This is a genomic window from Rhodococcus sp. 1R11 (assembly GCF_004563845.1).
Classification (GTDB): Bacteria; Actinomycetota; Actinomycetes; order Mycobacteriales; family Mycobacteriaceae; genus Rhodococcoides.
Genome location: NZ_SPNG01000008.1, coordinates 91,192 through 116,819, shown reverse-complemented (window position 1 = coordinate 116,819; position 25,628 = coordinate 91,192). Strand labels below are relative to the sequence as shown.

The 25,628-nt window shown below is 60.2% G+C and carries 24 protein-coding genes; 12 read left to right on the top strand and 12 right to left on the bottom strand.

The genetic code is table 11. The annotated features are described in order from the left end of the window. Positions 1 to 448 precede the first annotated feature (448 nt). Both E4P29_RS15620 and E4P29_RS15615 read left to right on the top strand, forming a co-directional pair. Positions 449 to 1,315, top strand: coding sequence for a PaaX family transcriptional regulator C-terminal domain-containing protein (locus tag E4P29_RS15620; RefSeq protein ID WP_135046122.1), 867 nt, complete (start codon positions 449 to 451; stop codon positions 1,313 to 1,315). A gap of 934 nt (positions 1,316 to 2,249) precedes the next feature. Further along, complete coding sequence (locus tag E4P29_RS15615) at positions 2,250 to 2,750, top strand: 3,4-dihydroxy-2-butanone-4-phosphate synthase (protein WP_245154354.1); 501 nt, start codon at positions 2,250 to 2,252, stop codon at positions 2,748 to 2,750. A gap of 73 nt (positions 2,751 to 2,823) precedes the next feature. Here E4P29_RS15615 and E4P29_RS15610 read toward each other — a convergent pair whose 3' ends face one another. Further along, entirely contained in the window at positions 2,824 to 3,636 is an 813-nt protein-coding gene (locus tag E4P29_RS15610) for a siderophore-interacting protein (RefSeq protein WP_209205422.1), read from the bottom strand. A gap of 469 nt (positions 3,637 to 4,105) precedes the next feature. Between E4P29_RS15610 and E4P29_RS15605 the strand changes: the two genes are divergently transcribed. From E4P29_RS15605 to E4P29_RS15565, 8 genes are all read left to right on the top strand, one after another. Continuing rightward, positions 4,106 to 4,327 (top strand): hypothetical protein, encoded by a 222-nt coding sequence (locus tag E4P29_RS15605; protein ID WP_135046120.1) that lies wholly within the window; start codon positions 4,106 to 4,108, stop codon positions 4,325 to 4,327. Between the two features lie 913 nt (positions 4,328 to 5,240). Next, positions 5,241 to 6,710 (top strand): Na+/H+ antiporter NhaC family protein, encoded by a 1,470-nt coding sequence (locus E4P29_RS15595; RefSeq protein WP_135046116.1) that lies wholly within the window; start codon positions 5,241 to 5,243, stop codon positions 6,708 to 6,710. A gap of 52 nt (positions 6,711 to 6,762) precedes the next feature. After that, positions 6,763 to 7,695, top strand: coding sequence for a dihydrodipicolinate synthase family protein (locus E4P29_RS15590; RefSeq protein WP_135046114.1), 933 nt, complete (start codon positions 6,763 to 6,765; stop codon positions 7,693 to 7,695). After that, the gene (locus E4P29_RS15585) at positions 7,692 to 8,903 is read left to right on the top strand and encodes an FAD-binding oxidoreductase (protein ID WP_135046112.1); all 1,212 of its coding nucleotides are present in this window, start codon (positions 7,692 to 7,694) and stop codon (positions 8,901 to 8,903) included. Before E4P29_RS15590 ends, E4P29_RS15585 begins: the two co-directional genes overlap by 4 nt. 10 nt (positions 8,904 to 8,913) lie before the next feature. Continuing rightward, a complete protein-coding gene (locus E4P29_RS15580) occupies positions 8,914 to 9,171 on the top strand; it encodes a (2Fe-2S)-binding protein (protein ID WP_209205421.1) in 258 nt (85 codons plus the stop codon). After that, complete coding sequence (locus tag E4P29_RS15575; RefSeq protein WP_135046110.1) at positions 9,171 to 10,607, top strand: FAD-dependent oxidoreductase; 1,437 nt, start codon at positions 9,171 to 9,173, stop codon at positions 10,605 to 10,607. Before E4P29_RS15580 ends, E4P29_RS15575 begins: the two co-directional genes overlap by 1 nt. A gap of 222 nt (positions 10,608 to 10,829) precedes the next feature. After that, positions 10,830 to 11,225 carry a RidA family protein gene (locus E4P29_RS15570; RefSeq protein ID WP_135046108.1) on the top strand — a complete coding sequence of 132 codons (396 nt, stop codon included), beginning with the start codon at positions 10,830 to 10,832 and terminating at the stop codon, positions 11,223 to 11,225. A gap of 7 nt (positions 11,226 to 11,232) precedes the next feature. After that, positions 11,233 to 11,637, top strand: coding sequence for a nuclear transport factor 2 family protein (locus E4P29_RS15565; protein WP_135046106.1), 405 nt, complete (start codon positions 11,233 to 11,235; stop codon positions 11,635 to 11,637). Positions 11,638 to 11,932: 295 nt separating this feature from the next. On the opposite strand, the gene E4P29_RS15560 is transcribed toward E4P29_RS15565, so the two are convergent. The 9 genes from E4P29_RS15560 to E4P29_RS15520 all read right to left on the bottom strand — a co-directional run bounded on the left by E4P29_RS15560 (position 11,933) and on the right by E4P29_RS15520 (position 20,738). Beyond that, positions 11,933 to 13,549: a carboxylesterase family protein gene (locus E4P29_RS15560; RefSeq protein WP_135046104.1), complete on the bottom strand. Its 1,617-nt coding sequence runs from the start codon at positions 13,547 to 13,549 to the stop codon at positions 11,933 to 11,935. Continuing rightward, positions 13,441 to 15,099: an amidohydrolase gene (locus E4P29_RS15555; protein WP_135046102.1), complete on the bottom strand. Its 1,659-nt coding sequence runs from the start codon at positions 15,097 to 15,099 to the stop codon at positions 13,441 to 13,443. The genes E4P29_RS15560 and E4P29_RS15555 overlap by 109 nt, the downstream gene beginning before the upstream one ends. 31 nt (positions 15,100 to 15,130) lie before the next feature. Further along, complete coding sequence (locus E4P29_RS15550; RefSeq protein WP_167735499.1) at positions 15,131 to 16,108, bottom strand: ABC transporter substrate-binding protein; 978 nt, start codon at positions 16,106 to 16,108, stop codon at positions 15,131 to 15,133. Between the two features lie 50 nt (positions 16,109 to 16,158). Beyond that, positions 16,159 to 16,602: a PPC domain-containing DNA-binding protein gene (locus tag E4P29_RS15545; protein ID WP_167735498.1), complete on the bottom strand. Its 444-nt coding sequence runs from the start codon at positions 16,600 to 16,602 to the stop codon at positions 16,159 to 16,161. A gap of 56 nt (positions 16,603 to 16,658) precedes the next feature. Beyond that, positions 16,659 to 17,570, bottom strand: coding sequence for an ABC transporter permease (locus E4P29_RS15540; protein WP_167735497.1), 912 nt, complete (start codon positions 17,568 to 17,570; stop codon positions 16,659 to 16,661). Position 17,571: 1 nt separating this feature from the next. Then, positions 17,572 to 18,453: an ABC transporter ATP-binding protein gene (locus tag E4P29_RS15535; protein ID WP_135046094.1), complete on the bottom strand. Its 882-nt coding sequence runs from the start codon at positions 18,451 to 18,453 to the stop codon at positions 17,572 to 17,574. Between the two features lie 242 nt (positions 18,454 to 18,695). Then, entirely contained in the window at positions 18,696 to 19,424 is a 729-nt protein-coding gene (locus E4P29_RS15530) for a FadR/GntR family transcriptional regulator (protein ID WP_135046092.1), read from the bottom strand. Between the two features lie 278 nt (positions 19,425 to 19,702). After that, positions 19,703 to 20,326, bottom strand: a complete 624-nt coding sequence (locus E4P29_RS15525; protein ID WP_245154353.1) for an IclR family transcriptional regulator C-terminal domain-containing protein — start codon at positions 20,324 to 20,326, stop codon at positions 19,703 to 19,705. 202 nt (positions 20,327 to 20,528) lie between these two features. After that, positions 20,529 to 20,738, bottom strand: coding sequence for a hypothetical protein (locus E4P29_RS15520; protein ID WP_135046087.1), 210 nt, complete (start codon positions 20,736 to 20,738; stop codon positions 20,529 to 20,531). A 529-nt stretch (positions 20,739 to 21,267) separates the two neighbouring features. Here E4P29_RS15520 and E4P29_RS15515 point away from each other — a divergent pair. After that, positions 21,268 to 22,092 carry a YoaK family protein gene (locus E4P29_RS15515; protein WP_135046085.1) on the top strand — a complete coding sequence of 275 codons (825 nt, stop codon included), beginning with the start codon at positions 21,268 to 21,270 and terminating at the stop codon, positions 22,090 to 22,092. Between the two features lie 63 nt (positions 22,093 to 22,155). Then, entirely contained in the window at positions 22,156 to 22,641 is a 486-nt protein-coding gene (locus tag E4P29_RS26600) for a WhiB family transcriptional regulator (protein ID WP_348539770.1), read from the top strand. A gap of 409 nt (positions 22,642 to 23,050) precedes the next feature. On the opposite strand, the gene E4P29_RS15505 is transcribed toward E4P29_RS26600, so the two are convergent. Together E4P29_RS15505 and E4P29_RS15500 are read right to left on the bottom strand one after the other, a co-directional pair. Beyond that, on the bottom strand, positions 23,051 to 23,950 hold the full coding sequence (locus E4P29_RS15505; protein ID WP_135046083.1) for an NAD(P)-dependent oxidoreductase: 900 nt from the start codon (positions 23,948 to 23,950) through the stop codon (positions 23,051 to 23,053). Beyond that, positions 23,947 to 25,335 carry a Xaa-Pro peptidase family protein gene (locus E4P29_RS15500; protein ID WP_245154352.1) on the bottom strand — a complete coding sequence of 463 codons (1,389 nt, stop codon included), beginning with the start codon at positions 25,333 to 25,335 and terminating at the stop codon, positions 23,947 to 23,949. The genes E4P29_RS15505 and E4P29_RS15500 overlap by 4 nt, the downstream gene beginning before the upstream one ends. Positions 25,336 to 25,628: the final 293 nt, after the last annotated feature.

Genomic DNA, 25,628 nt, shown 5'->3' with positions numbered 1-25,628 from the left:
GATTCGAGCCCCTTCGGTCGCACAGTGGAACGAGGGCCGAGAAGCCGCAGTCGCTATCGATGAGCGTTCGACCTGGAACCGAGCATCGGAATTTATGCTCAAAGCGCTTCTCATGGTTCGGGTTTGCCGGTGTTTCCAGATACCTAGGGCCAGAAATGTGTCTCACATCGACGCATCGTCCGGAACCACGGTAGGGAAGGCCTCCGCGACAGGCTCTTTCCTTTCTCCGGCCGCAAGCTAGCGACGCAGACATCCCACTGCAGACCATGGAGCGGCCGCTGGAGGACCGGTTCTGCTCCAACCTCGGTATATCGAGTTGTTAACGTCGGTATACTGGGCGATACATTCAGAGAAAGGTTGCCTTGACCACGCGTTATGCACACCTCCTTATGCCAACCCCAAGCTCGGAGAGCGTGGATCAGGCAAACCCGTATCGTATGGTGATCCTATGAAGCAAGATGCGGACGTTCAGGTGGGTGTTGGCGCTGGCCGCGACACGCGTCTCGCGCAGTTGATTCTCACCATTTTCGGCCTGTGTGCGCGCTCCGAAGGCAACTGGCTCTCCGTTGCCTCCGTGGTTTCACTGATGGGAGACCTCGGCATGGACGGCCAGGCCGTGCGTTCCTCGATCTCGCGGCTGAAGCGGCGCGGGGTCTTACGTGCCGAACGAAACGACGGTGCCGCCGGATACTCCCTTTCTGAAGCAACGCTCGAAGTTCTGGCCGAGGGCGACGTTCGAATCTTTCATCGGAAGCGTGCGGCCGAGGAAGACGGTTGGGTTGTCGTGGCCTTTTCTGTTCCCGAGTCCGAGCGAGACAAGCGGCACGCTCTTCGCTCCAATCTCACACGCTTGGGTTTCGGGACAGCAGCCCCTGGAGTGTGGATCGCCCCAGGCACAATGGCACGCGAAGCGCGACACACCTTGGATCTCCGCGGCTTGTCCGAATACGTGGACATGTTCAGCGGAAACTACATCGCCTTCGGTGACCTACACGCAAAAATTCGCGTTTGGTGGGATCTCGACGAACTGACTTCCTTGTATGCGGATTTCCTCGAGGTCTACCGCCCGGTGTTGTATCAGGCAAAGTCTTCGAGCATTACGCCATGTGACGCGTTCCAGATCTACGTACCCATGCTCACTCAATGGCGCCGACTGCCGTACCGCGATCCAGGCATTCCACTTTCGCTACTCCCCCCTGCTTGGAACGGCGAGGCGGCAGGAGCATTGTTCGACCAACTCAACGAGTTGCTCAACCCACTCGCGCACAAGCATGCCTTCAATGTGGTCCACGGAAAAGGATCGCTTGCTGAGTGACACCCTGCCTTCGGCATGGTTCGCGTCGCCACTGTAAGTCGTCTTCTCTTGTGATTCCCGAACTACAGCGCAATTCGGACCACTCGATCTTCGCTGGGTAGGCGGCGGATGCCAGCGAAAATCTCCACACCACCCGCCATAGTGCCGCTGTCGCGTCCGTCGCTAGTACGAAATACTATGACCTTGCAGGCTGGCCCACACCCCACCGAGCGAGAGTCCAAGTTGCATTTCACCCTACTCGGTACCTAAATTTCGCGAGCTCACGATGCGAGATTCATCGCAGACTGCACACATCCACCGATGCATACCGAGCTGCGCTCAGCGTCAATAACCGGTGCATGACGTCGCGAGCCCGCCGTGCGAGAAACTCGTCACGCGTGACTGAGCCCTGACAGTCTTCCCGGCTCGCTGCCGATGCTCCCGGTCGGTTGACGCCATTCGCACCCGGTCGGCATCGGGACCCGGCCTCAACTTTATTTTCTTATCGGTAGACGCCCGTTCCGAAGACGCTATAAACTCACATGATAGCCCGCCGCGCGAGTCCGGCTTTCGTCGAACGAGACTTGCAGGGTGGGCGGAACCAGTGATCGGAACAAGAGTCATGGCACTCGAAGGCACACCAGTCGGCAAGTACGGACCTATCGCTCGTCATCGTGGATGTGACCGACGCCCCGGCCAGTCCAGCCTTATAACCACGCTTACCTAACCCCCAGCACACCATCCAGCGATTCCCTGCGCTCGCGGAGCGGGTCTTCTCAGCCCGCAAGGTGGTGCGGTCAGCCGCAACCCGTAGCGCCGATTTCCACAAGACCACGAACCGTCGATGCAACCAGGCATCCCGACATCGGACAGGAACTTCGACATGAGCGCTACTACTTTGAAACGCGGCACAATGCATCGAACGAACGAAGGTTACGTTTCAGGTCTATCCGTCATGCTGGATTCCGAGGGCGCGGTGCTGTTCAGCGCTGCCGAGGCAGTTACCGCCAGGGACGTGGCCATGGCAGTGCGTTACTCGTCCGGGCTCATACACGCGGCCATGTACTCCGAGGACCTCGACCGGTTGCGCATTCCTGATCAACCCATCTTCGACAGTGAGCGCAGTGGTCTCTGTTTCACAGTCGCAGTCGACGCAGTCGGTGTGGGCACCGGAATATCGGCTATCGATCGTGCGCACACACTCCGAACCCTCGCCGATTCTGGCACCACCGCGGACGATCTCCGCCGTCCAGGGCATGTCCTACCCGTGCGCTGTCGTAGAGACCTGAAGGAACACACGCACACTGTCTACGAACGTGCGCTCAGCGCGGTTGTAGCAGGCGGACACGCTCCGGTTGCGCTGGTCTGTCGAATCGTCCAAGACCAGGGACCCGAAGTGTCCGACATCGAAGCGTGCCTGTTCGCTGAGCGTCACAAATTGACAGTCTTGCCCTAGAAAACGATCCTTGGACCTGGCGCTTCCGCCCTTCGGACACCTCTTCACGCCGACCGTCCTGTTCGCGGTCGAATCAGCCCGGGCTGCTTTTGCCGTACCGCCAATATCCACCGAAAGTGATGTCGGACTTAGGAATTCCTCGATCGTTGACAAGATGCCGTCGCAGTCCAGTCGGCAGCTTGTGTTCACCGGCAACCCACGTGTAAAAACTCCCTGAAGGAAGGGTCGAATCCTTGATTTCGCGCAGCAACTGCGTCCCGGGTACTTCGCTCGGGTTGTCACGAACGATCCAGTTGATACGCGTGGACCGCGGGGCAGACACCGTCTCGGGAATGTCGGACGCTAGAGGAACTTCGAGGAACACCTCGGTGTGCAGATCATCATGAGCACACTCGAGGATAGACAAAATGGCCGGTACAGCACTTTCCTCGCCAGCCAGCAAATGCCACCGAGCGTCCGATGGCGGTAAATAGGTGATGCCCTCGTCGAAGATTCCTACCGGATCGCCCGGCTGCGCGTACTCGGCCCACTTCGCCGCCGGGCTGACGTCTCCGTGACGTACGAAGTCGATGTCGATTTCCGAGGCGTCGGGCCTGAAACGCCGGATGGTGTAGTTGCGTACCCATGGACGCCGCGACTTGGGCTGGAGGAGAAACTGCGCCATCCATGCATCATTCGACACTGTCGGCATTTGCAGCTGCATCTGACCATCCCGCGGAAAGAAGAAGCGAACAACCTGATCGAACCCGAGGTAGTCCAGGTCGGCCAGGCCGTCGCCTCCCACAGTGACCCTCCTGAAGCTCGGGCTGATCTCGACGTTGCGGGTTACCGTCAACATAGTCATCCGCCGGCTCTTCGGGCGTTGCACTTTTGGCATCACGCTCATCTGACAAAACCTCCGCAATTGGATCGGCGTTCGCCGACACATAAATTAGGTTAGGCTAGGCTTTATTCTAAGTCAAGGCCTCGGCATGTCGAGCCGGAGGATGTCGCGCCAGTCATCGTCGGCGTAGTCGCTGCCCGCGCGAGGAGATGCGGGTGCCTCGCCGAGTGGACTTCAGGGTGGCGCTGTCGGCGGCACTCCCCTCAACGAGAATCTGCGGCTGAAGATCGGACGGTCCAGATCCCGCGGATCACTGCATCCGTCAGCCCGGTACGGCTGTAGCTCGCCTCTGAGGATCGATATCAGTACGTGTGCCATCACCGTCCGGGATACCGTCGCCGCGACAGTGCCCCAAGGACCTCGAGACCTCAACCGAGTACTACGCAAATCGGTTCGACAATCAAGATGGAAATGCGTTGCCTGGCATGCCAATTTAGCTCTCGACACGGAGACCCGGCTACGTTTTCGTGGCGTGCGCCGATCCGGTCCTCCGATCGCGACGGGCAACAACGCGGAGATACACCACTTCCCGCACTTTCCGCGCTCGGACGACGAGTTGGTCGATTCGTCGGCGGTTACATCGCCCGGGCTCGACATCGCCCCACCGCGCGAGGCTACGGTGCCCGCGGGCGACCGCGGGACGCTCGACGATGTGGGCGAGATGCGGCACTGGGCGACGCCGCCGCAGCGTTGATCGACGTCGGTGCGACGGTTTTTCCGACAACGGCGTACCCGTCGGATCTACCAGCGAAATTGGATGTAGCAGAACGGTTTCGAATGACTTACGGCGTTGGCGGGCTCACCGAGAGTACGAATTCCACCGGGTCATTCGAATAGTTGCTGTACAGGTGCGGCTGGTTCGAATCGATGGTGATCGCCTCACCACGAACGACGGAATGTCGTTGGTCGTTGACCGTTACCGTAAGTTCGCCTTCGACGACGTAGGCGCATTCCACTGCAGGATGGGACCACGGTTCATCACTGGACCGTCCGCCCGGGTTCAGTCTGCCCCGCAATACTTCGAGTTGCCCATTTCCCGGGGTAAGTCGCTCGTACTGGATGTGGCCCACGGGCGTACTGATCTTTGATCGCTGCCCCGGGCGGCTTATGTGCACCGAAACCGGTAACGGATCCTCGAACAGCGTGGAGACGGATTGTCCGAACACTCGAGCGAGCGCTCGTAAGGTCTTGAGGCTCGGCTCCGTGACTCCGCGTTCGACCTGACTCAGAAGCGTTGGCGACAGCCCTGTTTCCGTGGCCAAGCCTCGGAGCGTCATACCATGCGCGGATCTGAGTTCGCGAAGCTTGTCTCCAATCACGTCTGAACCCTATCCCAATGCCGCACAGCGACCGGTGTGCAATTTCACTGCACATATTGCGGTATTGCTGCAGTGTGAATACACTAACAACACTCCCTCGCCTGACCGGCACGCTGTGCACAGCTTAGGTAGACGTGAGAGCGTTGGACGCCAGCTCGGCCGTGAAACCGCCTGCACACTCGGGCACGAGGCGAGCACTCGGCGGCATTCCCCGATCGTGTCGATATCAGTGAACACGTGTGCGCACCATAGTCACTCGGCCTACGCCGTGATGAGAGGGAACCTCCAATGACACAAGACACCCGCCTACAGTTCAGAGGGGGCTGGGCGATGGCGTTCGTTCCCATCGCCGCTTTCCTCGCATTCTGCATTCTGTTCTTCGTCGTGTTCAAAGCTTTCGACATGACCGCTCTGGCAATGGGCGGATTCGTCTCTCTTCTGATCGGCGCACTTTTCGCCAAGCCGTACGGCAGCCATTGGGACGCCGTGATGAAGGGCGTGGGTAGCCCGACGTCGGTGTCGATCGTGTTGATTCTGTTCACCGTCGGGATGATGTCATCGCTCATCAAGGCCACCAACGTCTCGGGCGGATTCGTTTGGATCGCAGACACTTTGGGCATCGGTAGCGGCACGTTCACGCTCTTCGCATTCGTCGCGGTCGGAATCATTTCCATGTCGACCGGATCGTCGATCGGCACGATGTTCACCGCTTTCCCGATCTTCTACCCGGCCGGTGTTCTGCTGGGAGCCGACCCGGCCATCCTCGCGGGTGCCATCGTGTCCGGTGCCATCTTCGGAGACAACGTCGCCCCGATCTCGGACACCACGATCATCTCGGCATCCACACAGCGTTTCCGTCGCAAGGAAGGTTCGGCCGACATCGGCGGAGTCGTGTCGAGTCGTGCCCGCTTCGCATTGACAGCAGCGGCAATCAGCGCCGTCGGATTCCTCGTACTCGCCTCGACACGCAAGCACAACACCGCAGACGGTGCCCACGAACTCCTGAAGGCTACCGAGGACCCCAAAGCTCTGGTGATGCTGATTCCGGTCGCCATCATGCTGGTGGTGGCACTGCGCACCAGGAACATCTTCAAGGCCGTCAGCGTCGGGCTCGTCACCGGCATCATGACCGGGCTCGCTGCCCAGCTCATCGTTCCGTCCGACATCATCGGGGTCACCGACGGCGTCCCGACCGGATTCCTGTCGGCCGGCGTGACCAACATGCTCGGAACAGTTGCGTTGGTCTTCGCCGTATTCGGCATCATGGGTGTACTCACAGCTGCGGGCGTCCTGGAACGACTCGTGGAGGCCATCAGCCGCGGACGTCTGTCCGATACCCCGCGCGGCGCAGAAATTGCCATCGGCCTTGGTGTTTCGGTCACGACCCTGCTGTTCGGGGGTGTGAACTCGGCTGCGATGCTGACGTTCGGCCCGGTGGCGGACGAAATCGGATCTCGCGTCGGATTGCACCCCTACCGCCGCGCCGTAGTGATGGATTGCTTTGCCATGGGTATTGCCTGCATCGTCCCGGTTACTAGCGCCTACCTGTTCATCGGCGCGCTCCTCACCAGTGGATACGACACGGCACCGGCCCTGTCGACCACAGAGATATTCCTCGCCATGCTCTATCCGTTGGTGTTGACCGTCGTCATGTTGGTGGCAGTGGGAACCGGGTGGCACCGACGCTTCGAGGGTGAAGGCGGCGCGGCAGGGAAAGAACCCGATCACAACTACGTCGTACCGGACAAAGTTCCCTGATTCACTGCCTGAACCTGCTGCACAACATTGCAATTCGATCTGGAGAGTAGAGATGAACAGAGATTCCGTCGGATGGACCGGGTACATACCTGCGATCACCACACCGTTCACCCGGGATGGTGCGCTCGATCTGGCCGGCTTCGACGTTCAGATGGGTTGGCTCACCGAGCAGCGAATGAACGGGGTGATTCTCGCCGGCACCAGCGGTGAGTGGTTTTCGATGAGTACGGACGAGCGTCGACAACTCTTCGCGGAGGGAGGTAAGCATCGAAGTGAGACCATGGTGGTCATCGGTGCCTGCAACGCCTTCACACAACAGGAGGCGATCACTCACGCCCGTGCCGCCGAAAACGCTGGGCTGGACGGCATTCTGGTCACCCCGCCGCCGTATGTCGTACCCAACCGTCGGGAGATCGTGAAGTTCTATTCCGATATCTCCGACGCCACCGATATTCCGATCTGTGTGTACAACTGGCCGCGCGGATGCATCGTCGATCTCGACACCGATATTCTCCTCGAGCTCGCCGATATCGACAATGTCGTAGCGATCAAGAACTCGACAGGAAACTTCGCCGGATTCCTCGCCGGTATGTATGCCCTCGAAGGATCTGTGCGGTACTTCGGAATGCCGACCAGTGCCCTGGGCGCTGATCTGGCTCTGCTCGGGCACGGCGACGGGCTCATGGGGTCCGGCGGAGTGCTGGGCTCGGACCAGCCGGATTTCTGGCGCGCGATCGCGGCCGGCGACAGAGAACGTGCGCTGGAACTCGGTGCCCGCGACCGAGTGATCATGGACAGTTGGTTCACACCCGATTACGGGGTGCAGTTCGGCAACCAGCAAGCAATCATGAAGACCGCCCTTCGTCTACAGGGAGTACCCGCCGGATTCGTTCGCGATCCCCTGCTCGAACTGACTGCGCACGAAGTGACGATCGTTGCCGCCACACTCGAAAGACTGGGTATCGAAACGACACCGCTGACATGAGAGAGCAATTCGACGCTGTCGTCATCGGCGGTGGGCTGCTCGGTTGTGCAGTTGCGTGGATGCTCGCGCGCGACGGGGCGGACGTACTCCTCGTCGAGCGCGACCAGATAAACCAGCACGCCTCCGGCCAGAATGCGGGCAGTCTGCACTTTCAGCTCGAGTATCGGATGATCGAGAAAGGGATCGACGCCGCCAAACGAGCAGCGGAGGCGATGCCACTGCATCTCGAGGCAGCGCGACTGTGGGCAAGGCTCGCCGAAGAGGTCGGCGAACCCCTCGGAGTCGTCCAGAACGGTGGCCTCATGCTGGCCGAAGATGCTGCCCAGGCGTCGTTGCTCGAGACGAAAGCCGACATCGAGCGATCGTGGGGACTCGACGTTCAACTCCTCGACGGCCCGCAGGTTCACGCGATGGCCCCGTACCTGTCGGACTCCGTCGTAGCTGCCTCGTACTGTCCGCTGGAGGGCAAGGCGGACACTCGTACCGCAGGCCCCGCCATGGCCAGGGCAGCAATTCGGTGTGGCGCGACAGTGCGGACCCGTACGTCGGTCGACGATGTGCGACGAAGCGGCTCGAGATGGTCGGTATCCCTGACGGACCGGGACAGCGACGACAAGCGCCGGACATCCATCGTCACAACCGAATCGGTGATTCTCACGAGCGGTGTGTGGACCACGGAGATCGGCGACATGATCGGCGCGCACCTGCCTACCGTCGCCCTGGCACTGACCATGACGGTGACCGCGAAGACCGAGAAGTTCATCCCGCACCTCGTACAACACGCCGGTGCACGGCTTTCCCTCAAACAGTCCGCAGAAGGCAACGTACTGATCGGCGGGGGGTGGCCGGCCCGGCTCATCACCGGAGTGGACGGATCTCCCGACTTCTCGGTCCGGCCCGAACTTCTTCGCGCCTCGGTAGCCGGAAACGCACGAGCTGCAACGAAAGTCGTCCCACGGGTGGGGTCGCTACCGGCCCTGCGCACGTGGGTCGGAACCACGACGGTGACGCCGGACCAGCTGCCGCTGGTCGGTCCGGTCCCCGGAGCACCCGGCGTGTTCGTTGCAACAGGGGGGTCTGCGTTCACCCTCGGTCCGAGCTTCGCGCAGGTTCTGGCGGAACTGGCCCTCGGTCGCACGCCCGGAATCGACCTCACACCATACGATCCGAATCGCTACGAAAGAAGAGTCGGTGTCTCCCAGCCGTAAGTTACCGATCGTGCGTGGTGACAGTGTCCACATCACGTTCGACGGAAAAGCCCTGCCGTGCAACGAGGGCGACACTCTCGCAGCGGCACTGCTCGTTTCCGGAATACAGGAATTCGGGACCACGAGAACCGGCGAACCCCGACAACCGTTCTGCAACATGGGCACCTGTTTCGACTGCGCCGTCGTCATCGATGGCATTCCCCTGGTGCGCGCGTGCATCACGCAGGTCCGCGAGGGCATGAACATCGAGCCTACGAAGGGATTCTGATGACATACGACCTCGCCGTTGTCGGTGCCGGACCTGCAGGCATGAGTGCAGCACTCTCTGCTGCCGACGCGGGCCTGAGCGTGCTCGTGGTAGACGAACAACTCCGCGCCGGGGGACAGATCTTTCGTCGCCCTCCAATCGAGTTCTCCGATTCGGTACTCGCGCCCACCGCCGGCTACGGCTGGGCTGCAGACCTGCTCGAGCGTTTCGACAACCATTCCGGCATAACGCACATGGCGTCGAGCACGGCCTACGGGATCCTGCGTGACCGTGACGAAGCCTCGTTGTCGCTCTCGATCGCAGTCGCAGGCCCGACACTCAACGGTGCCATAGCAGTGCAGCGCATTCTCATCGCTACCGGTGCCTTCGATATGCCGGTTGCCTTCCCCGGCTGGACGCTGCCGGGCGTCATGACGGCCGGCGCCGTGCAGAGCCTGCTCAAGAGCCAGCATGTACTGGCCAGCGACGATCTCGTACTCGCAGGATCGCACCCGCTGCTCATCATCGTGGCCGACCAGCTGGTGAAGAAGGGGGCCAGAGTGTCCGAACTCGCTTTCGCGCGCAGTATACCGGCCCCACGTGAGCTGATCGCGGCTCGGCGCGCCATTCCCGGACACACAGCCCTACTGGCCGAATCGAGCCGCGCACTGGTCCGTCTCGTCTCCCGCGGCGTCACCGTCAGCACCAAGACCATCGTCACCGGAGCGTTCGGCGATCGCACCGTCGAGTCCGTCGAATTGGCCAAGGTGGACATGCAGTGGAACGCCTCGACCGAGCGCCGACGACGCGCGGCGTCGACCCTGGTGTTGGGGTATGGATTTTCCCCGTCGACAGAACTGGCGCGACAAGCCGACTGCGAGATGGTGTGGCACTCGCCCAAAGGCGGATGGGTGGTGGCACACGACGAGCGGATGGCCACCAGCGCACCCGGAATTTTCGTCGCCGGCGAGCCCACCGGAGTCGCGGGCGCAGAACAGTCCCGCGCCGAAGGACACCTGGCCGGATTGTCGATTGCCCGCGAACTGTCCGCCGCCCGCGCACCCACGAACGCCACTCTCGCGCAGGCGAAGTCGTCCGTGACACGAGCATCTCGATTCTCCACTGTCGTGCAGTCGATGTTCGAGCCCCAACGCCAAGCCCTTGCACAGCTCGCCACCCCCGAAACCACGGTCTGCCGTTGCGAACTCGTCACCTGCGAGACGGTGCAACGCACGCTCTGCGACAACCCGTTCATCTCGACTGCCAGTGCAGTGAAGCTCCAATGCCGCAGCGGAATGGGTCCGTGCCAGGGTCGCTACTGCGAAGGCACGGTCGGTGCTCTGGTAGCCAACGAACGCCGGACGTCACCACGCGAGGCCGGCCATTTCACTGCGCACCTCCCGGTCAAACCGGTACCGGTGCAGGCTCTCGGTGCCCTGGATCGAGACCTGCAATGAACAGAACGAGCCTGTCTGCTCGTGTAGTTCAACTGCAGTCGCGTCGTCAAAATTGTTGCATACCCATGCTGCATCCAGACTACCTGCGATTGAATCTCACGTAGACGAGCCAGCCAGGGCTGGCGGCCAGTCGAAGTGCACGAATAAGACGACGAACGGTCGAAATTCCGCATCACCACCCATCATCGCCCGCCCGGGCGATGCGATCAGGAGGATACAGAAATGAATATGCAACCGATCAATCCCGAAAATGTGCACCCTGCACCGGGTTTCAGCCATGCCATCATTTCCCACGGAAGCCATGTGGTTCACTTCGCGGGTCAGGTAGCGCTGGACACGCAGTTCAACGTTGTCGGTACCGATTTGGTGAGTCAGACCGTTGCCGCGATGCGGAACCTGGAAATCGTGGCAGGAGAAGCTGGTGTTCGCTGGGACCAGATCATCAGACGCACCATCTACACCACCGAGCCAACGGAGTATGCGGCGATCACGGACGCAATTCGGTCGGTCACCGGCTCTGACCATGAGCCGGCCCAGACAATCGTGGGTATCACCGGTCTTGCGATCGAGGGACTCCTGATCGAAATCGAGTGCACCGCCATTGTCGACGAGAAGTGAGGATGAGATGACGTCGACCGAGACAAACCCATCGACCGCATGGCCGGAAAGGCTCAGTGCGATCTACAATCGCGCCGATTCGCTTGACGCACGAAGTTTTTCGTCCTACTTCTCGGCCTCCGGCACAATGAAATTCGGCAATTCTGACATCCTGACGGGACCCCAGGAGATCGGGTCCTCGCTCACTGAGTTCTTCGGTTCGATCAGTTCCATGAAGCACACGATTGTGAGTGTGTGGGAGGCCTCGAATCAGGCAATATTCGAGGCTGTCGTGACCTACGGCAGGCTCGACGGCTCTTCCGTCGATGTACCTGCGGTAACCGCGTACGCCTTCGAGAACGACAAGGTCTCGAGCTGCCGCATATACTGCGACATGACTCCCGTTTTCGAGGCAGAAGAACAACTCTCGTAGCCCGTTGGCGTGTCCGGATTGCCGCCGACACCCGCCGGTCGGCATGCCTTTGCGCTCGAGTAAGAAGTAACCCAGGTAAGTCGCCCAAGAGGCCCGAGGTGCAGGGAGCATCTACTCGCTGAATACAGAAATGCCCGTTCGCCAATAAGTTCTGGTGAACGGGCATTTCGGTGTGCGCCATCCGGGGTCGCAGTCACAGTACGAACCCTTCCGATCGCTGTCGCTGGTCGCGCCGAGGACGTGTATCCAACAGCTACTCAGCTTCTGGCACTGGACCAGCACGCAGCCTCGGTGTCTACGAGACGGGTACCAGCCGGGCCGAGGTGGCGACTTCGAGCACCGTCTCTGGATCGCCGGTGCGTACCACCGGCCATGGGCGACCGGCCACAGTCGGTTCTGGTTCATCGATGAACTGTCTGACGATGCCCTGAAGTGTGCGACTAACTGCTTCCGAGGTTGCTTCGTCGGAACCCGCCATCATCGGAGCGTCGCGCCAATCGTCGAAGTTTCCGAAGAGGAACGGGGTTTCGAAGGTGTGGCAGGCTCCGAGTCGCCCGCACGGATGGTTCGATCGGTGGGCGAACGAGTACAGCAGTGTCTTTCCGTGCCGGCTGGCACGCCGCTGCGCCATCTGGATCGATGGTTCGATCACGTTCACCCTCCCGAACAGGTCCACTGCCAGCTCAGCAGGTGTACGTCCGTCGAGAGACGTCCCTTCGAACCGTTCTCGCAGGTCGACACCACCGATCGACTCGACGAATTGCGCAGCTGCGGCGCGCTCCATCGCCCAGAACGAGTCGTCGAAAGCCCAGTAGGCTCTGGCCTCCTCGGTGTTCCACCCGAGGAGCATCTCGATCGGCGGAGCGACACCCGGACCACCGGCGACGATGGAGTTTTCTGTGATGACATCGCCGTCGAGCACATGCCCAATCGGCGCTGCCGAGGTCACACGGGACGCTGACCGCTTCATCGTCGCCGCCTGTACCGCCAGAATTGTCTTGACGGGCAACGCCTCCACAGCGTCCCTCGAGATGCGCTCGATGCCGGCGTCCGACATGAAGGCTCGCGTCGTCGCCCAGGCTTCATCAGGATCGATCGGTAGCACTGCCATCGGAGCACTCATCACCACAGTCCGGTGCACCAAGTGCCGGTACACCGGGCTGTCGGCAAGTGCGGCTACCGAGTATCCGCCTGCGGACTGTCCGATTGCAGTTACGTTTCCAGGATCACCACCGAATCCGCTGATGTTGTCCCGCACCCAAATCCACGCTGCTCCTTGGTCTCGCAGACCGAGGTTCGCCACCTGCTCGTCTCCGAGTACACCCGAAGGAAAGTACAGAAACCCTAGTGCCCCCAAGCGGTAGTTGACCGTAACCACGATGGAGTCGAGCCGACGAGCCAGAATCGCAGCGTCGAACCACTGTGCCGACCCAGCCCCCGCTATCAGCCTGCCGCCGTGATGCCAGACGATGACCGGCCAACCGCCCGTGGGCGGAGCCCCTGGCGGAACCCACACCGAGAGAGTAAGGGCGTCTTCGGAGAATCCACCCGCGACCAAAGGCCCCATCACCTCGTCCAGCCGAGATGGAAGTTGCGGAACTGCGGCACCGCGACTCGACGCACCGATTCCGGTCCACCCTCCATGTGGACGCGGCGGTACCCACCGCATTGCTCCAACCGGGGCATGGGCGTAAGGAATAGCGGGATAGCACGCCGCGCCCCCAACCCAGTGCCCCGCCACCACACCGGGGACGGTTTCAACGGCGGGCGGTGCCGCACCGCGCGCCGTCGACCCACGGCCGGTCACTGCGTGTCGCCAGCGTCCCGAGCCACTCCGGTGCGATCGTGCACAGCCCGCCCACCGAGGAGGGTGAACACTGGGTCGAGCTCGGGAATGGCATCGACATCGCATTCGAGTGGATCGGTGTCGAAAGCGACCATATCGGCCCAATGTCCTGGCACCAGGGTTCCTCGTGTGTCGGATTCACCGAATGCACGGGGCCCCGCGATGGAGTAGAGCTCGAATGCCGTCCGTCGGTCGACGGCGTGTGCGGCACCGAGAATCTCGCCATGCTGAGTCTTTCTCGTAATCGTCTCCCAGATCGCGAGAAGCGGGTCGTAACGGCTGACATTCGAGTCGGTGCCGCCGGAGACGATCGCCCCCTCGTCGACCCATTCCCGAATCGGCATGGCGGCATTGGCGCGATCGGCACCCCAGTGCTCGACCATGTGGGTGCCGAGTGCAGACGCGATCGGGAACTGAACGGTGACACCGATCCCGGCGTCCACTACCCGTTTGCGCATCGCCTCGTCCGCAAAGAACGCGTGTTCGACAGACAGCCAGCCAGGCGGCAATGTCGGGTTGGAGGCGAGCACGTTCTCGAACGCGGTCACGGCGGTGTCGACGGCGCGATCACCGACCGCGTGGCAGCCGACTCGATAGCCCTTGTCCACGGCTGCAGTGACGAACTCCGTCAGGGCATCAGGTTCGATGAGCAGGTGCCCTGAGTAGTCGGGCCGTCCAATATAGGGAGCCCCAAGCGCTGCACCTTCGATGCCGCCATCGAGCGAGGTCTTGATACCGTCCACCCGAAGCAAGTCGTCACCGAAATCGCTACGCACGCCCCATGCGTCGATTCCGGAGATGGCGTCGGCGAGGGTGGGAAATCGATTCACACGAACAAACAACAATGCCCTCGTTCGGACGGTCAGTCCGCCCCGTTCACGCAGCACCTGGTACACGTCGAGTTCCCCGCGCGGCGTGAGGCCCGGATCTCGCACTGCTGTCATTCCCCGAGCATTGACAGCTCGGCACATTTGGCCGAGTGCCTCCACTTTCTCTTCGATGGTCGGCTCTGGCAGGAGATCGTTCACCGGCCGGTAGGCTGCGAACTCGAAGAGTTGCCCGTTGGGCATTCCGTCCGAGTGGCGGCCGAGTGTGCCACCCACGGGATCCTCCATGAGATCCCGCAGTCCGGCCATCTCCAGCCCGCGGGTGTTCACCACCATCACGTGACCGTCGCGCTTGAGGCATACCGGATGCTGGCTGGTTGCACGGTCTAGCTCTTCGGCGAAGGGCAAACGAGATTCCCGCAGGTTGGAGTCTTGCCAGTGTCTGGAGCTGACGATCCACTGCCCCGATGGTGTGGTCTGCGCCTTGGCGGCTATAGCGGCCACTACATCATCGATGCTTTTACAACTTGACAGATCGACGAAGCAGAACTTGTCCACTGCCGTCAACAACAGGTGATTGTGGGTGTCGTAGAACGACGGCATGATCGTGCTTTCGGGCGCATCGACGATGCGGGTGCGGGGTCCGACCAGAGCCTCCAGGTTGTCGTCCCCCGCTCCCGTAGCTACGATCTTGCCACCGAGGATGCCCAGTGCCTGAACGTCTTCCAGGTCATGTGCGAACGTGTGGATCTGACGCGCCCGGATTACCGTATCGACATACAGCGTCACAGGAATCTCCCGGTGTTATTGCGGTAAATCATCAGTTTGCGCTCCGCTCTGCGATCGATTCGTCGACCAAGCCGGTCACATCGACCTCCTGCTGGATAAGATTCTGTTTCATCCAGATGTCCTGAATTCGTGACAGCGTCTCTGCCGTAATGGTGCCTTTCTCGTCGAATGTGGGCATGGGGTCGACCGTGAAGTCAGCGGGAGCTATTCCTGTCCACTTGGCGAGGGAGGCGCTGTATTCGTCCGTCCACTTACCGTTTTGCGCATTGATCTCGCGGATCGTCTTCAGGTACGCACGAGAGAATTTTTCGATGGCGTCGGACTTCTGGTCCAGACTTACCGAGGATGCCGCGATAATCACCTGTGGATACCACGGCGCGGTCTCGTTCATGACCTTCCACCGCTTTCCGAGCCCGAGTCGCTCGATCTGCGAACCGACAGGCTCGATCGTCGAGATAACGTCAGCACTCTGGTTTCTTGCCAAGGCAAGCATGTCTGCGGCGGTCTTCGCGTTCTTCTCGATTGTGAGGTCGCTCTCGGTCAATCCGCCCTTTGCAATGGCTTCCAAAGCATCGACCTGGATTACGGACCCGTCGGCACCGGAGTCGATCGTCCGTCCGCGTAGATCCGAGTAGTCGCGTATTTCGTCAGCTGCAGTACCGACGGTTACCAGTGAGGGCGTACCCGCTTCACCTGTTGTGCCAGTGGACAGGATTGCCTTGATGTCGAACCCCTGCGTTACCGAGTTGAAGAACGAGGGCGACGGAGTGGAAGGCAATAGGTCGATGTCCCCACGCACAAGTCGAGGAATCTGCGCGGTAGCGGCACCCTGGTAAGTGTCGATCTGGAGGTCGATGCCCGCCTGTTCGAACGCCCCACTGTCGATTGCGGCGAAGATCGGCAGGAGCTGAGTGTTCGGCGTCAACGCTAGTCGCAGTGTTTCGAGACCGTTGTCATCCGAGCTGGAGCCCCCGCAAGCGGCGGTGACGAGCACGGTGGCGGTGAGCACGCCGAGAATTCTGTTGAATCTGCTGAAGTGGTGCATAACGAATCCGCTTTCTACGAGGCACTGCAAGGCAGGAATGCCTTACGCGGAATCGACATGGGAACGTGCGCTTCGGGATTGTGCGGTTGCATCGTCCATGCCACTGACGACGGCAATGCCAGCGTCAGTTCGATCGTGAGCAGCACCTTCGCCTCGAATACATGCCCGCCGAAGATCCGTCCGTCCGGCTGCGCGAATAAACCGTGCACATGAGAGATGGGGTCTCCGCTGTCCGTGAATCCAAGATGCCCTGAGAGCGCGCCTGTTTCGAAGGGCTGCCCGGAGCGGACGACTTGCCGCATGTCCAGCGAACCGTTGTCGTGGTAGAAGCCTTCGCCGTACACGATCTCTGCGAAACTGCCGATCGCAGATACGATCGAGCCAGCGCGCGCCCCGCTTGCAACGAATTCCTCGCGAAGCCGCGAGGTGAAGTCTTCACCGGTGCCGAGGCGAACCACCAAGAATTCGGTGGGGCCGCCGCGAAGGCCTCGAACGGCTGGTTCCTGTAGTGAGGTCACTGTGCATTCCTTTCGGCGGGTGCCCACGGCACCACTTTGGGTTCGATCCAATCGAGAAAAAGAAAGACGAAGAAGCCTATGAGTCCTGTGACGACCAAGCCGACCATGGACAGCCCCAGGTTCAACACCTGCCAGGCATTCCAAATCATGTACCCGAGTCCATTGCTGCCGATCAAGAATTCGACGGTGATGACACCGAGCAGACCGAGACCGACAGACAGGCGAAAGGCGCTGAAAATGATCGGCATCGAGGCCGGCAAGAGCACCCGACGGTACAACTTGAGAGTGCGGACGTTGTAGCTCTTGGCCACCTTCATATAAATCGGATCCACGTTCTGCACCGCAGCCTGTGTGCCGATCAACATGGTAAAAAATGGTCCGAGCGCAATCATGATGATGTTGCTGGATTCGTTGAGACCGATGACAAGTAGCACAAGCGGAAAGAGCGCTACGCGGGGCAGTGGGTAGAGCAGCGACACCAGCGGACCCATGATGACGCGAGGCCAACGGAACAAGCCCATCGTAAGCCCCAGGAGCAGGCCCGGCACACAGCCGACGACCATGCCGACGACGAAGCGCCACAGCGTCACCATCGTGTCGCACCCAAGAATTGTGTTGGGAATCGTGACACCCGAAATTTCGCAACCACCTACGAGCGGCGTGGTGATCTGCTGCCAGCCCAATTTCGCGACTTCGCTCGGCATGGAGAAGATGCGGGGATCCATCACCGGACCCGATCCCGGGAAGCGAGCCAGGATCTCCCAGATCAAAAGTAAGGTGAGTGGCGTTACGACGACGAAAACCCGTTCTGGTGTGAGTCTCCACCGCTTCTTCGGGTTGTCGATCGAAGAGTGATTACCAGCCGACTTCGCACCGTCGGTGCGGGGAAGTGTTGCGGTGTTGGACATGTCAGACCGTTCCGATAGGTAGATTGCTGTTGCTGTCCGAGGCCGGCTGCGCCGCGACAGGATCGTCACCGCGAGCTGCGAGCACCTCATCACGAAGCTGGCTCCAGATGGTGCCATGAAGCTTCAGAAACTCGGGGTCACTCTGCATCTCCAACACGTTGCGTGGGCGAGGGAGAGCGACAGGAATCGAGGCCTTGATGCGGCCTGGGCGCGCGGTCATGATGAGCACTCGATCGGCCAGCCGGATCGCCTCGTCGAGGCTGTGCGTGATGAACAAGACGGTTTTACTCGTGCCTTCCCATATTTGCAAAAGGCTTTCCTGCAAAAGCAATTTGGTCTGTTCGTCCAGAGCTGCGAACGGCTCGTCCATCAACAGGATCTCGGCATCTGTCGCGAACGCCCGCGCAAGGTTGACACGCTGCTTCATTCCGCCGGACAACTCATGAGGGTAGGACTTTTCGAACCTGGCCAAACCCATCTTCTTCAGGTAGAGGCGGGCCACTTCCTGGCGCTCCGCTTCAGGCACACCACGTGCCTCCAGCCCGAACGCAGCGTTTTCCAGGACTGTCATCCAGGGAAATATCCCCTGCTCCTGAAACACCACTGCACGCTTGGTCTTGGCATCGGACCGAGTGTTGACAGTGACACTGCCGCTCGACGGATCCTCGAGCCCAGCAACGATATTCAACAGCGATGTCTTGCCGCATCCGCTGGGACCGACGATGCACACGAATTCACCCGCATGCACGTCGATATCCACGTCATCGATAGCACGGACAGTACCGTTGGATCCGCGAAACTCTTTGATGAGATGGCTGATGTCGATCGAGACCGATTGTTGAGTAGCGTTGTGGGACTTGGAATCCCGTTGGGAATTTTCCATGAATAGAACGCTATACGGCAATATTTGAGATGTCTCCCACCGTGTCCAGTAGGACTGGACAAAATGAAGGAATTTAACCGGTACGCGACACTGGCAATCGATCTGAAACATGAACAACAGCAACAGCTTTCGGCAACGCGACCGGGCCCAGACATAGAAATAGACCCTCGGTCAACTTCGATCGAGAGTATGTTGGCGGTATTTTCAGCGAAGAAGGAATCTGTCGGGTACGCCGACCCATATCAGTCGGCTGAATGAGGACGCATCAAAACGATTTCGTCCATAACCTCTTGGACGTGCGCTGCCATCGAGAGCCGGGCACCGGACGAGTCTTGCAGGCGGATCGCCTCATAGATTTGCCGATGCGCAGCAACCGAGCGGGTGATTCGATTCATCGTCTGCAGCGTCGGCTCCCGAGATGGGGCCATCCACTCGTTGGCCACCTCGAGCAGTCGCGAGAGGAGCGGGTTGTGTGCCAGCTTTGCGACGCAGAGATGGAACTCGACATCGAGTTGGATCAAAACATCGATCGATGTCGTCGACTTGGCGAGGAGGATTTCTGCTCGTTCGAGAGGTGCAAGCAACAGCCCGAGTTCGCCGCTGAGAGCTCGCTGTGCAGCACGTTCAGCAATGGGCGGTTCGATGACTGCACGAAGATCCATTACCTCACGGAGGGCCCGGTCGCCAGGCGTCATCAATCCGAGCATCCCCGCCTGTAGATCCGGCCGAAGGGCCGGCGCCACAACGGTTCCGCGACCCTGCTTCCTGATTATCAGTCCACGAATTTCCAAGTCACGCAGCGCCTCTCGGACAGAGGTCCGGGAAACACCAGCAGATTCGGCAAGCTCACGTTCTCCGGGCAACTTCGTCCCAGGTTGGAGCGAACCATCGCTGATCATCCCCATCAGACGCTGGCTCAGCCGGTCGGACAGTGAACTGGCGGGGGTGTCCAGCTTCTCCCAGACATCCACTGGAACCTCCTTAACATGTCTGATGGTCCAACCTATTTACTGATGTTTACACATCTACGTGTGCTCGTCAACTGGTGTGTGCAATCAAGGCCGTTGAAAAAACGCTGAAGGACAACACATTCGGGCTGCACAGCACCTCCACACAGCGTGCGCGTAACCAACAGACGGGACCCGTACCGGTCCCAAGACCGGCTATGGCAGCTCACCAGGTAAGTGATGATGATCCAAGAACTGAATGATGTCTCTCGACCGACCTATGGGAGCGGAATGCCGCGACATCATGCCGGCAGGTCGGTCCCGTCCTGCGAGGAGTGGACGGGATAGCCGCTCGCTGAGCGCCAGGTTTCCTTCCGACCCCGTCGTCCGAGCAGCCGACGACTGGCGGCCGCCGCGGCACCGGACACCGCCTCACCGACCTCGTGTATTCGCGACCATGGGAAAGTATTACTGGGGCCTGCGATCGACAAGCCTCCGACGACGCCCTCCGCCCCCACTACCGCCGCACCAACGGAGGTCCACCCTTCCTGGAGGGTGCGGCTCACGATGTAACCCTGAGCCCGTGCCTTCGCCAACTCCGAGAGGAGTAAACCTTTATCAGGCATTGGGATTCGATCCTGAACACAACTGCGCTGCACTCGATTCCAGGCGTCGTCGCCGCTGAGAACAGCAAGTCCGCTCTTTCCGCAACCCGACAGGAATGCGGGTGCTCGCATGCCGACGCGATTGACCATCGCCACTTTGGAGGGACCGGACTCGCGATGTAGATATACGATCCAGCCGCCTACCAACTGTCCGACGTGGATTTCCTGGCCGTGACCGCGTCGCAACCCGGCGGCACTGCCCTCGGTCGCTTCGACCAGACCGCTACGGTCGATGACTCGGCCGCCGAGCTGCAAGATCATAGATCCCAGCCGGTACCCCCCGCCGGGCACTGATTCGAGCAAGTCCTCCTCGACCAAAGTCCTGCACAAGAGGTGCACCGTAGAACGAGGTAGTCCAGTCGCGTCGGCCAAAGCTCGTATTGTGAGCGCATCTTCCCCTGATGCGAATGCTCGCAGGATATGTCCGGCCTTACCCACAGACGCACTCACGTGAACACCTCGACTAGGGGTTGATGACCGAAACGGCCAGTGGCGTCAGCTTACTCGCCGGAGCGAACTCCGACTCGACCACGTCGCCGACCGACAGGGACTTGGGCGAATTCGCGCGAGCGAGGGCTATGCTGTCGCAGAACGGCAGGCGAAGCCAAATGGCCGAATCGAAGACCGCGACGGTCGTCGCACGATCTTCGACTCGAATCTCGACGACACGCATCTGTCGACTCCTCTTGCTTCGCAGATCAATATATGGTCTTGCGCTGACGATCAATACTGTAGCAGTATATGGAGGCAGTGTCCTTCACAATCGACGATAGTCACTGCATACGATGCCGCCGCTGAATCGAGCCCCATGACGGTCAACCCCAGCAATCGGACCTCTCTGGTCACGCCCCCAAGTTTCGCCCGACGACAGCAAGCCCGGAGGGCTCGACTTTTTTTGCCGGGCAGACTGCGCTCGTCAAGGGGGAAGACGGTTCGCCTGTCTTTTTGATATGTTCTGGCCGCACTGCGCCTCTCGCGGCTGAGGACGACCCGCCCACCACATCAGCCACTGACCGACGATGTGCGGATTTTTCCAATTTTCATGCAATCCGCTGACAGGCATCGACTACCAGCTCTGCCGGGGTATCGACGTAGCCGGCATATCGCATTCCGAGTCTGTGATCCGAATTCGGGGATCAGCCGACACGAGCGGTAGAAGACAAGAGTTCGAGCCTGCTGTCCGCAGCCCCGAACCACACCGGATGAGTCCCCTCGAACGAAACCCAGATGACCGCGCAACGTTCGGCAGTAAGTTCCTAGCGCTCACAAGGAGAATTGATTTGTCTACTTCAGCTGGTCCATCCGAGAAACGTCTCGAACGACGACGTGTCCTACTGATGCTGGTTTTGACTTTTGTGACCGGAGTTCTCGACGCCGTCGGCTATCTCGGTCTGGACAAAGTATTCACCGGCAACATGACCGGCAACGTAGTGATTCTCGCTATGGGACTGGGCGGAGGCGACGAGCTACCGGTACTGGGGCCGCTCGTGGCGCTCTTGTTGTTCTCCCTCGGTGCCGTAGTTGCTGGTATGGCTCTCAAGAAGCACCCTGGAAAGTGGAATCGAACCATCACCCTGCTGCTCGCCGCCGGCACCTTCGTTCTCGTTGGTGCCGCCGTGGCAACTTTCATCATCGGTCCCGACCTACCCCATGCTGCTGGGATCGTCGTCGCCGCTGTCATTGCACTTCAGATGGGGGTTCAAGCATGCATCGCACGGAAGCTTGCAGTTCGCGATATGACTACAGTGGTAGTCACTTCGACCCTGACGTCGCTGGCAGGCGAGGATTTTGTACGCGGAGGAAAGACTGCAGTGTTCAACCGGCGCGCCGGAGCAATCGTCGTTATCTTCCTCGGCGCGGTGGTCGGTACCTTGTTACTGCACTTCGTCCACATGAGCGCCGCGATCTCACTCTCCGCCCTGCTCACTGGGTCTGTCACCGTGATCGGCCATCGGTCGTGGAATCCGCGATCCACCGAACCCTCGGCATTCGATGCGAGTCGAGTAGGCAGAAAGGTAACTCGATGAACGCAGAATCCGGGGACGAAGGCCCTCGAACCGCACGGCAGGAATAAACCGCCCGGAGGCGCTGTGCGAGCCTCGACCGAGCCGGACTCCACCTTGACGCATATTACTGGACACGGTTACCAGCAGAGACTGGAAAGGACTCCACTCTTGCGAAACAGCTTCGGCAAAATTGCGCTGTTCGACCCATTGACCGAATATTGGGACTGGCAGTTGAACGCGAGATGTCGTGGGGCAGAGATTGCAGAATTCTTTCCGCCGCATTACATCAGAGGTATCGAACGCAGCAAGATCGAAGCGCAGGCCAAATCGATTTGCTCAGATTGCTCCGTGCGGCCGGACTGCCTTTCTCACGCTCTTCGATGCGGCGAACCGTACGGCGTGTGGGGCGGGCTGACTGCGAGCGAGCGAGCGACTGTGCTCCAAGGAGGGGCGCTCGAGCAACAGGACGAGCGCGTCGAAGCGCCCGACAGGCCAAGACGCACAATCGGAGCACCCCAACGCGCATACCTCCACCCGCAGCGCAATCGAAGACTTGTCGACTCTGGATAAGTATCGCCACACAATGGCGCGCGTGAAGTGTCCATCAGTGCGCGTTCACGGCGATGCTCCGCAGTCGAGTACGAGCGAATGCTGCTGAGAAGCAGATAGTTCGAGTAACCGAATCGAGTATCGGTGAGTGGACGAAATCGTCCTCGCATGCCTGACTGTCCCCCACCGACGAAGACACTGGATCTACATCGATCGACGGGAGATCACCTCTGATTGCTCGATACCGCAGACGGCGGGACTCGCGCCCGCCGTCTGCAACATGGTCAAGAGGGAACACCTGATAGACGGTGTCGGGTCCGATCACCGGCATCGCAACTGCGCTCATGATGTCTACTTCACCGTCTACCGATCTCGCTCCAAGCTTGCATTTTTACAACGGCCGTCACGCGATCAACATGCAATGAGGACGTCATGGGAGCGGCTTTAGTGACTGCGGCGGAGGCGAGCTGGCGTGACTACGGCGGCTCACTTCCGCAATGGCGCTCCAATCAGATTGTGCAAGTTCCGGATCCGCCAGAGCGGCATCGAGCACTTCGATAAGCACGGGCATGGTGGCAGGCGCAAAATCGACCGACGATGCTACCTGTTGGGCGAGGTCGAGGTCTTTTCTTCCCAAGGACATGTGGAAGCCAGGCGGCATGTATCGCCGTTGCGCAATCAGATTTCCGTAACCGGTGTACGCCACGCCGCCGAACAAGGTGCTCGACAGCAATTCCGTGAACAGCTCCGGGCTGACTCCGAGCCGCTCTGTCATGGTGACCGATTCGCCGATCGCCTGAAGAGCGTGGATGATGTTGTAGTTCACAATGGCCTTGACCGCATTGGCGATAGAGGGTTTGTCGCCGAGTCGCCACACTCGTTTCCCCATCTCGAGCAGCAACGGTTCTACGGAGTCGATCGACGGTCCGGCGGCAAGAATGTTGAGATTGCCGGCTGCCGCGACATCAGGCCGGCCGAGGACAGGTGCGCTGATGTACGTCGAACCTGCATCAGTGAAACGCCGATCGAGCACATCGGCCGTCGACGGACTGATCGATGCCATCATGACATGCGTTCTATGCGCCCCGTCTGCGCTGGTGGAAGGAATCAGCACCGCATCGGCGGCCGCGTCGTTGGCTAGCATCGAGAACGAAATATCAGCCTTCAGTACCTCTTCCGGGGTTGCGGCGGCATAAGCACCGCGGTGAACAAGGGTTGCCACGGGCCCGGGGGAACGGTTCCAGACAGTGACGTGGTGGCCTGCGTCGACGAGTCTGGCAGCCATTGCACCGCCCATCGATCCGAGGCCGACGAAACCAATACTTGTCATGCTTCGCCTCGGCCCCAGGTGGTGTTGCGGTGCGATTGCGCGTCCCGGTTCAGATTGAGCGGCCCCCCGATCGTGTAGTACTGGCTGCCAGCGACGATCAGTTCCTCGGCCGGGAACTTGGTGATGACCTCGCAACCATCGGCGGTGACGACCATTTCTTCCTCGATTCGCGCTGCCCCCCATCCGTCAGCAGACGGCCAGTAGGTCTCGAGAGCGAACACCATCCCCTCTTCCAAGGTCTCCGGATGGTCGAACGACGTCAGTCGCGAGAAGATCGGCTTCTCCCAGATCGAGAGACCGATACCGTGTCCGTACTGCAGGGCGAAAGCAGCCATTTCGTTCTCGAATCCGAATTCCTCCGCCTTCGGCCACACGGCGACGATGTCCGCAGTGGTTGCGCCGGGCTTGACCAAGGCGATAGCTCGATCCATGTACTCGCGAGCACGTGTGTACGCGTCGTGCTGAGCCTGCGAGGCCGATCCAACCGCAAACGTGCGGTAATAGCATGTGCGGTAACCGTTCCAACTGTGCAGGATGTCGAAGAACGCTGGATCTCCGGGTCGAATGAGGCGATCGGAGAATACGTGGGGATGAGGTGCGCAGCGCTCGCCCGAGATCGCGTTGACGCCTTCGACATACTCGGATCCGAGGTCGTACAGCGTCTTTGCGACAACTCCGACCGCTTCGTTCTCCCGAACTCCAGGTCTCAGAAAACGGTAGAGCGTTTCGTATGCTGCGTCCACCATCGACGCAGCCTGGGTAAGGAGACGGATTTCGTCGTTCGTCTTCACCCTCCGCGCCTCCATGAACACCTGTTGCCCGTCGACGACTTCGATGCCTTCTTTCTGAAGCGCGAACAGGACAGGGAGTTCGATCACATCGACACCGAGCGGCTCGTTCGCCAGCCCGAACTTTTCGAGTTCGCGCTTGATCTTCTTTGCCACGTCCCCCGCCAGATTGGCGTCCGGCGGGAACGCACCGCGCAGAGTGGAGAGTCCGGCGCGAGATCCGCTCTCGAGCCGAAGCCGTTTAGCGCCCTCGTGCATGTGCGGCACACTGGGGTCCGCATCGGCTTCAGCGGTCGTCACGTCGAGCCATGGGTTGTAGAGCGCGTGGTGCTTCGCGGCGGACCCGAAATCCCACACGATCGGATCTGTTCTTCGCGTCACCAGGGAAAAGCGAATCATCTTGTCCATCGCCCAGGTGCCGATATGCGTCCCGCTCATGTACCGAATATTCGAGAAATCGAATGCGAGAACGGCACCGAGCGAGGAGCGTTCGAGTTCTGCATGCAACCGAGCCAGTCGCTCGTCGCGTAATCGGCCCATGTCGACGCGTGCTTCCCAGTCGACTGCGTTGGTTCCGGTCGTTCCGGTGGGCTTCACTGGACCTCCTGTTTGGATGGCGATGCGACAACAAAGTGTTCACTGCAACTTAACGCCTTCAGGCGCGACATGGAAGTGCCAATGCTGCAGATCAGCACGAGACGACCAACGAAATGGGCTCGAAGTACCCGCTCAGCAACGTTTTTGCTGATCAAATCCGTAAAGACTCTTCGTAAACTTTCCGTTTCGGCTTGCAAAAAATGTTCACTCCTCCTTGATATGAGTCGTGTTGTCTGTCACGCTTGCTGAACACCGCGCGTAACTCGGTGTTCGAACGCAACTAGGAGATAGAC

Coding starts and splice junctions, on each gene's coding strand:
- E4P29_RS15620 (WP_135046122.1), top strand. CDS start 449: ATGAAGCAAGATGCGGACGTTCAGGTGGGTGTTGGCGCTGGCCGCGAC.
- E4P29_RS15615 (WP_245154354.1), top strand. CDS start 2,250: ATGCTGGATTCCGAGGGCGCGGTGCTGTTCAGCGCTGCCGAGGCAGTT.
- E4P29_RS15610 (WP_209205422.1), bottom strand. CDS start 3,636: ATGAGCGTGATGCCAAAAGTGCAACGCCCGAAGAGCCGGCGGATGACT.
- E4P29_RS15595 (WP_135046116.1), top strand. CDS start 5,241: ATGACACAAGACACCCGCCTACAGTTCAGAGGGGGCTGGGCGATGGCG.
- E4P29_RS15590 (WP_135046114.1), top strand. CDS start 6,763: ATGAACAGAGATTCCGTCGGATGGACCGGGTACATACCTGCGATCACC.
- E4P29_RS15585 (WP_135046112.1), top strand. CDS start 7,692: ATGAGAGAGCAATTCGACGCTGTCGTCATCGGCGGTGGGCTGCTCGGT.
- E4P29_RS15575 (WP_135046110.1), top strand. CDS start 9,171: ATGACATACGACCTCGCCGTTGTCGGTGCCGGACCTGCAGGCATGAGT.
- E4P29_RS15570 (WP_135046108.1), top strand. CDS start 10,830: ATGAATATGCAACCGATCAATCCCGAAAATGTGCACCCTGCACCGGGT.
- E4P29_RS15565 (WP_135046106.1), top strand. CDS start 11,233: ATGACGTCGACCGAGACAAACCCATCGACCGCATGGCCGGAAAGGCTC.
- E4P29_RS15560 (WP_135046104.1), bottom strand. CDS start 13,549: ATGCGATGTCGATGCCATTCCCGAGCTCGACCCAGTGTTCACCCTCCT.
- E4P29_RS15540 (WP_167735497.1), bottom strand. CDS start 17,570: ATGTCCAACACCGCAACACTTCCCCGCACCGACGGTGCGAAGTCGGCT.
- E4P29_RS15535 (WP_135046094.1), bottom strand. CDS start 18,453: ATGGAAAATTCCCAACGGGATTCCAAGTCCCACAACGCTACTCAACAA.
- E4P29_RS15525 (WP_245154353.1), bottom strand. CDS start 20,326: ATGATCTTGCAGCTCGGCGGCCGAGTCATCGACCGTAGCGGTCTGGTC.
- E4P29_RS15520 (WP_135046087.1), bottom strand. CDS start 20,738: ATGCGTGTCGTCGAGATTCGAGTCGAAGATCGTGCGACGACCGTCGCG.
- E4P29_RS15515 (WP_135046085.1), top strand. CDS start 21,268: ATGAGTCCCCTCGAACGAAACCCAGATGACCGCGCAACGTTCGGCAGT.
- E4P29_RS15505 (WP_135046083.1), bottom strand. CDS start 23,950: ATGACAAGTATTGGTTTCGTCGGCCTCGGATCGATGGGCGGTGCAATG.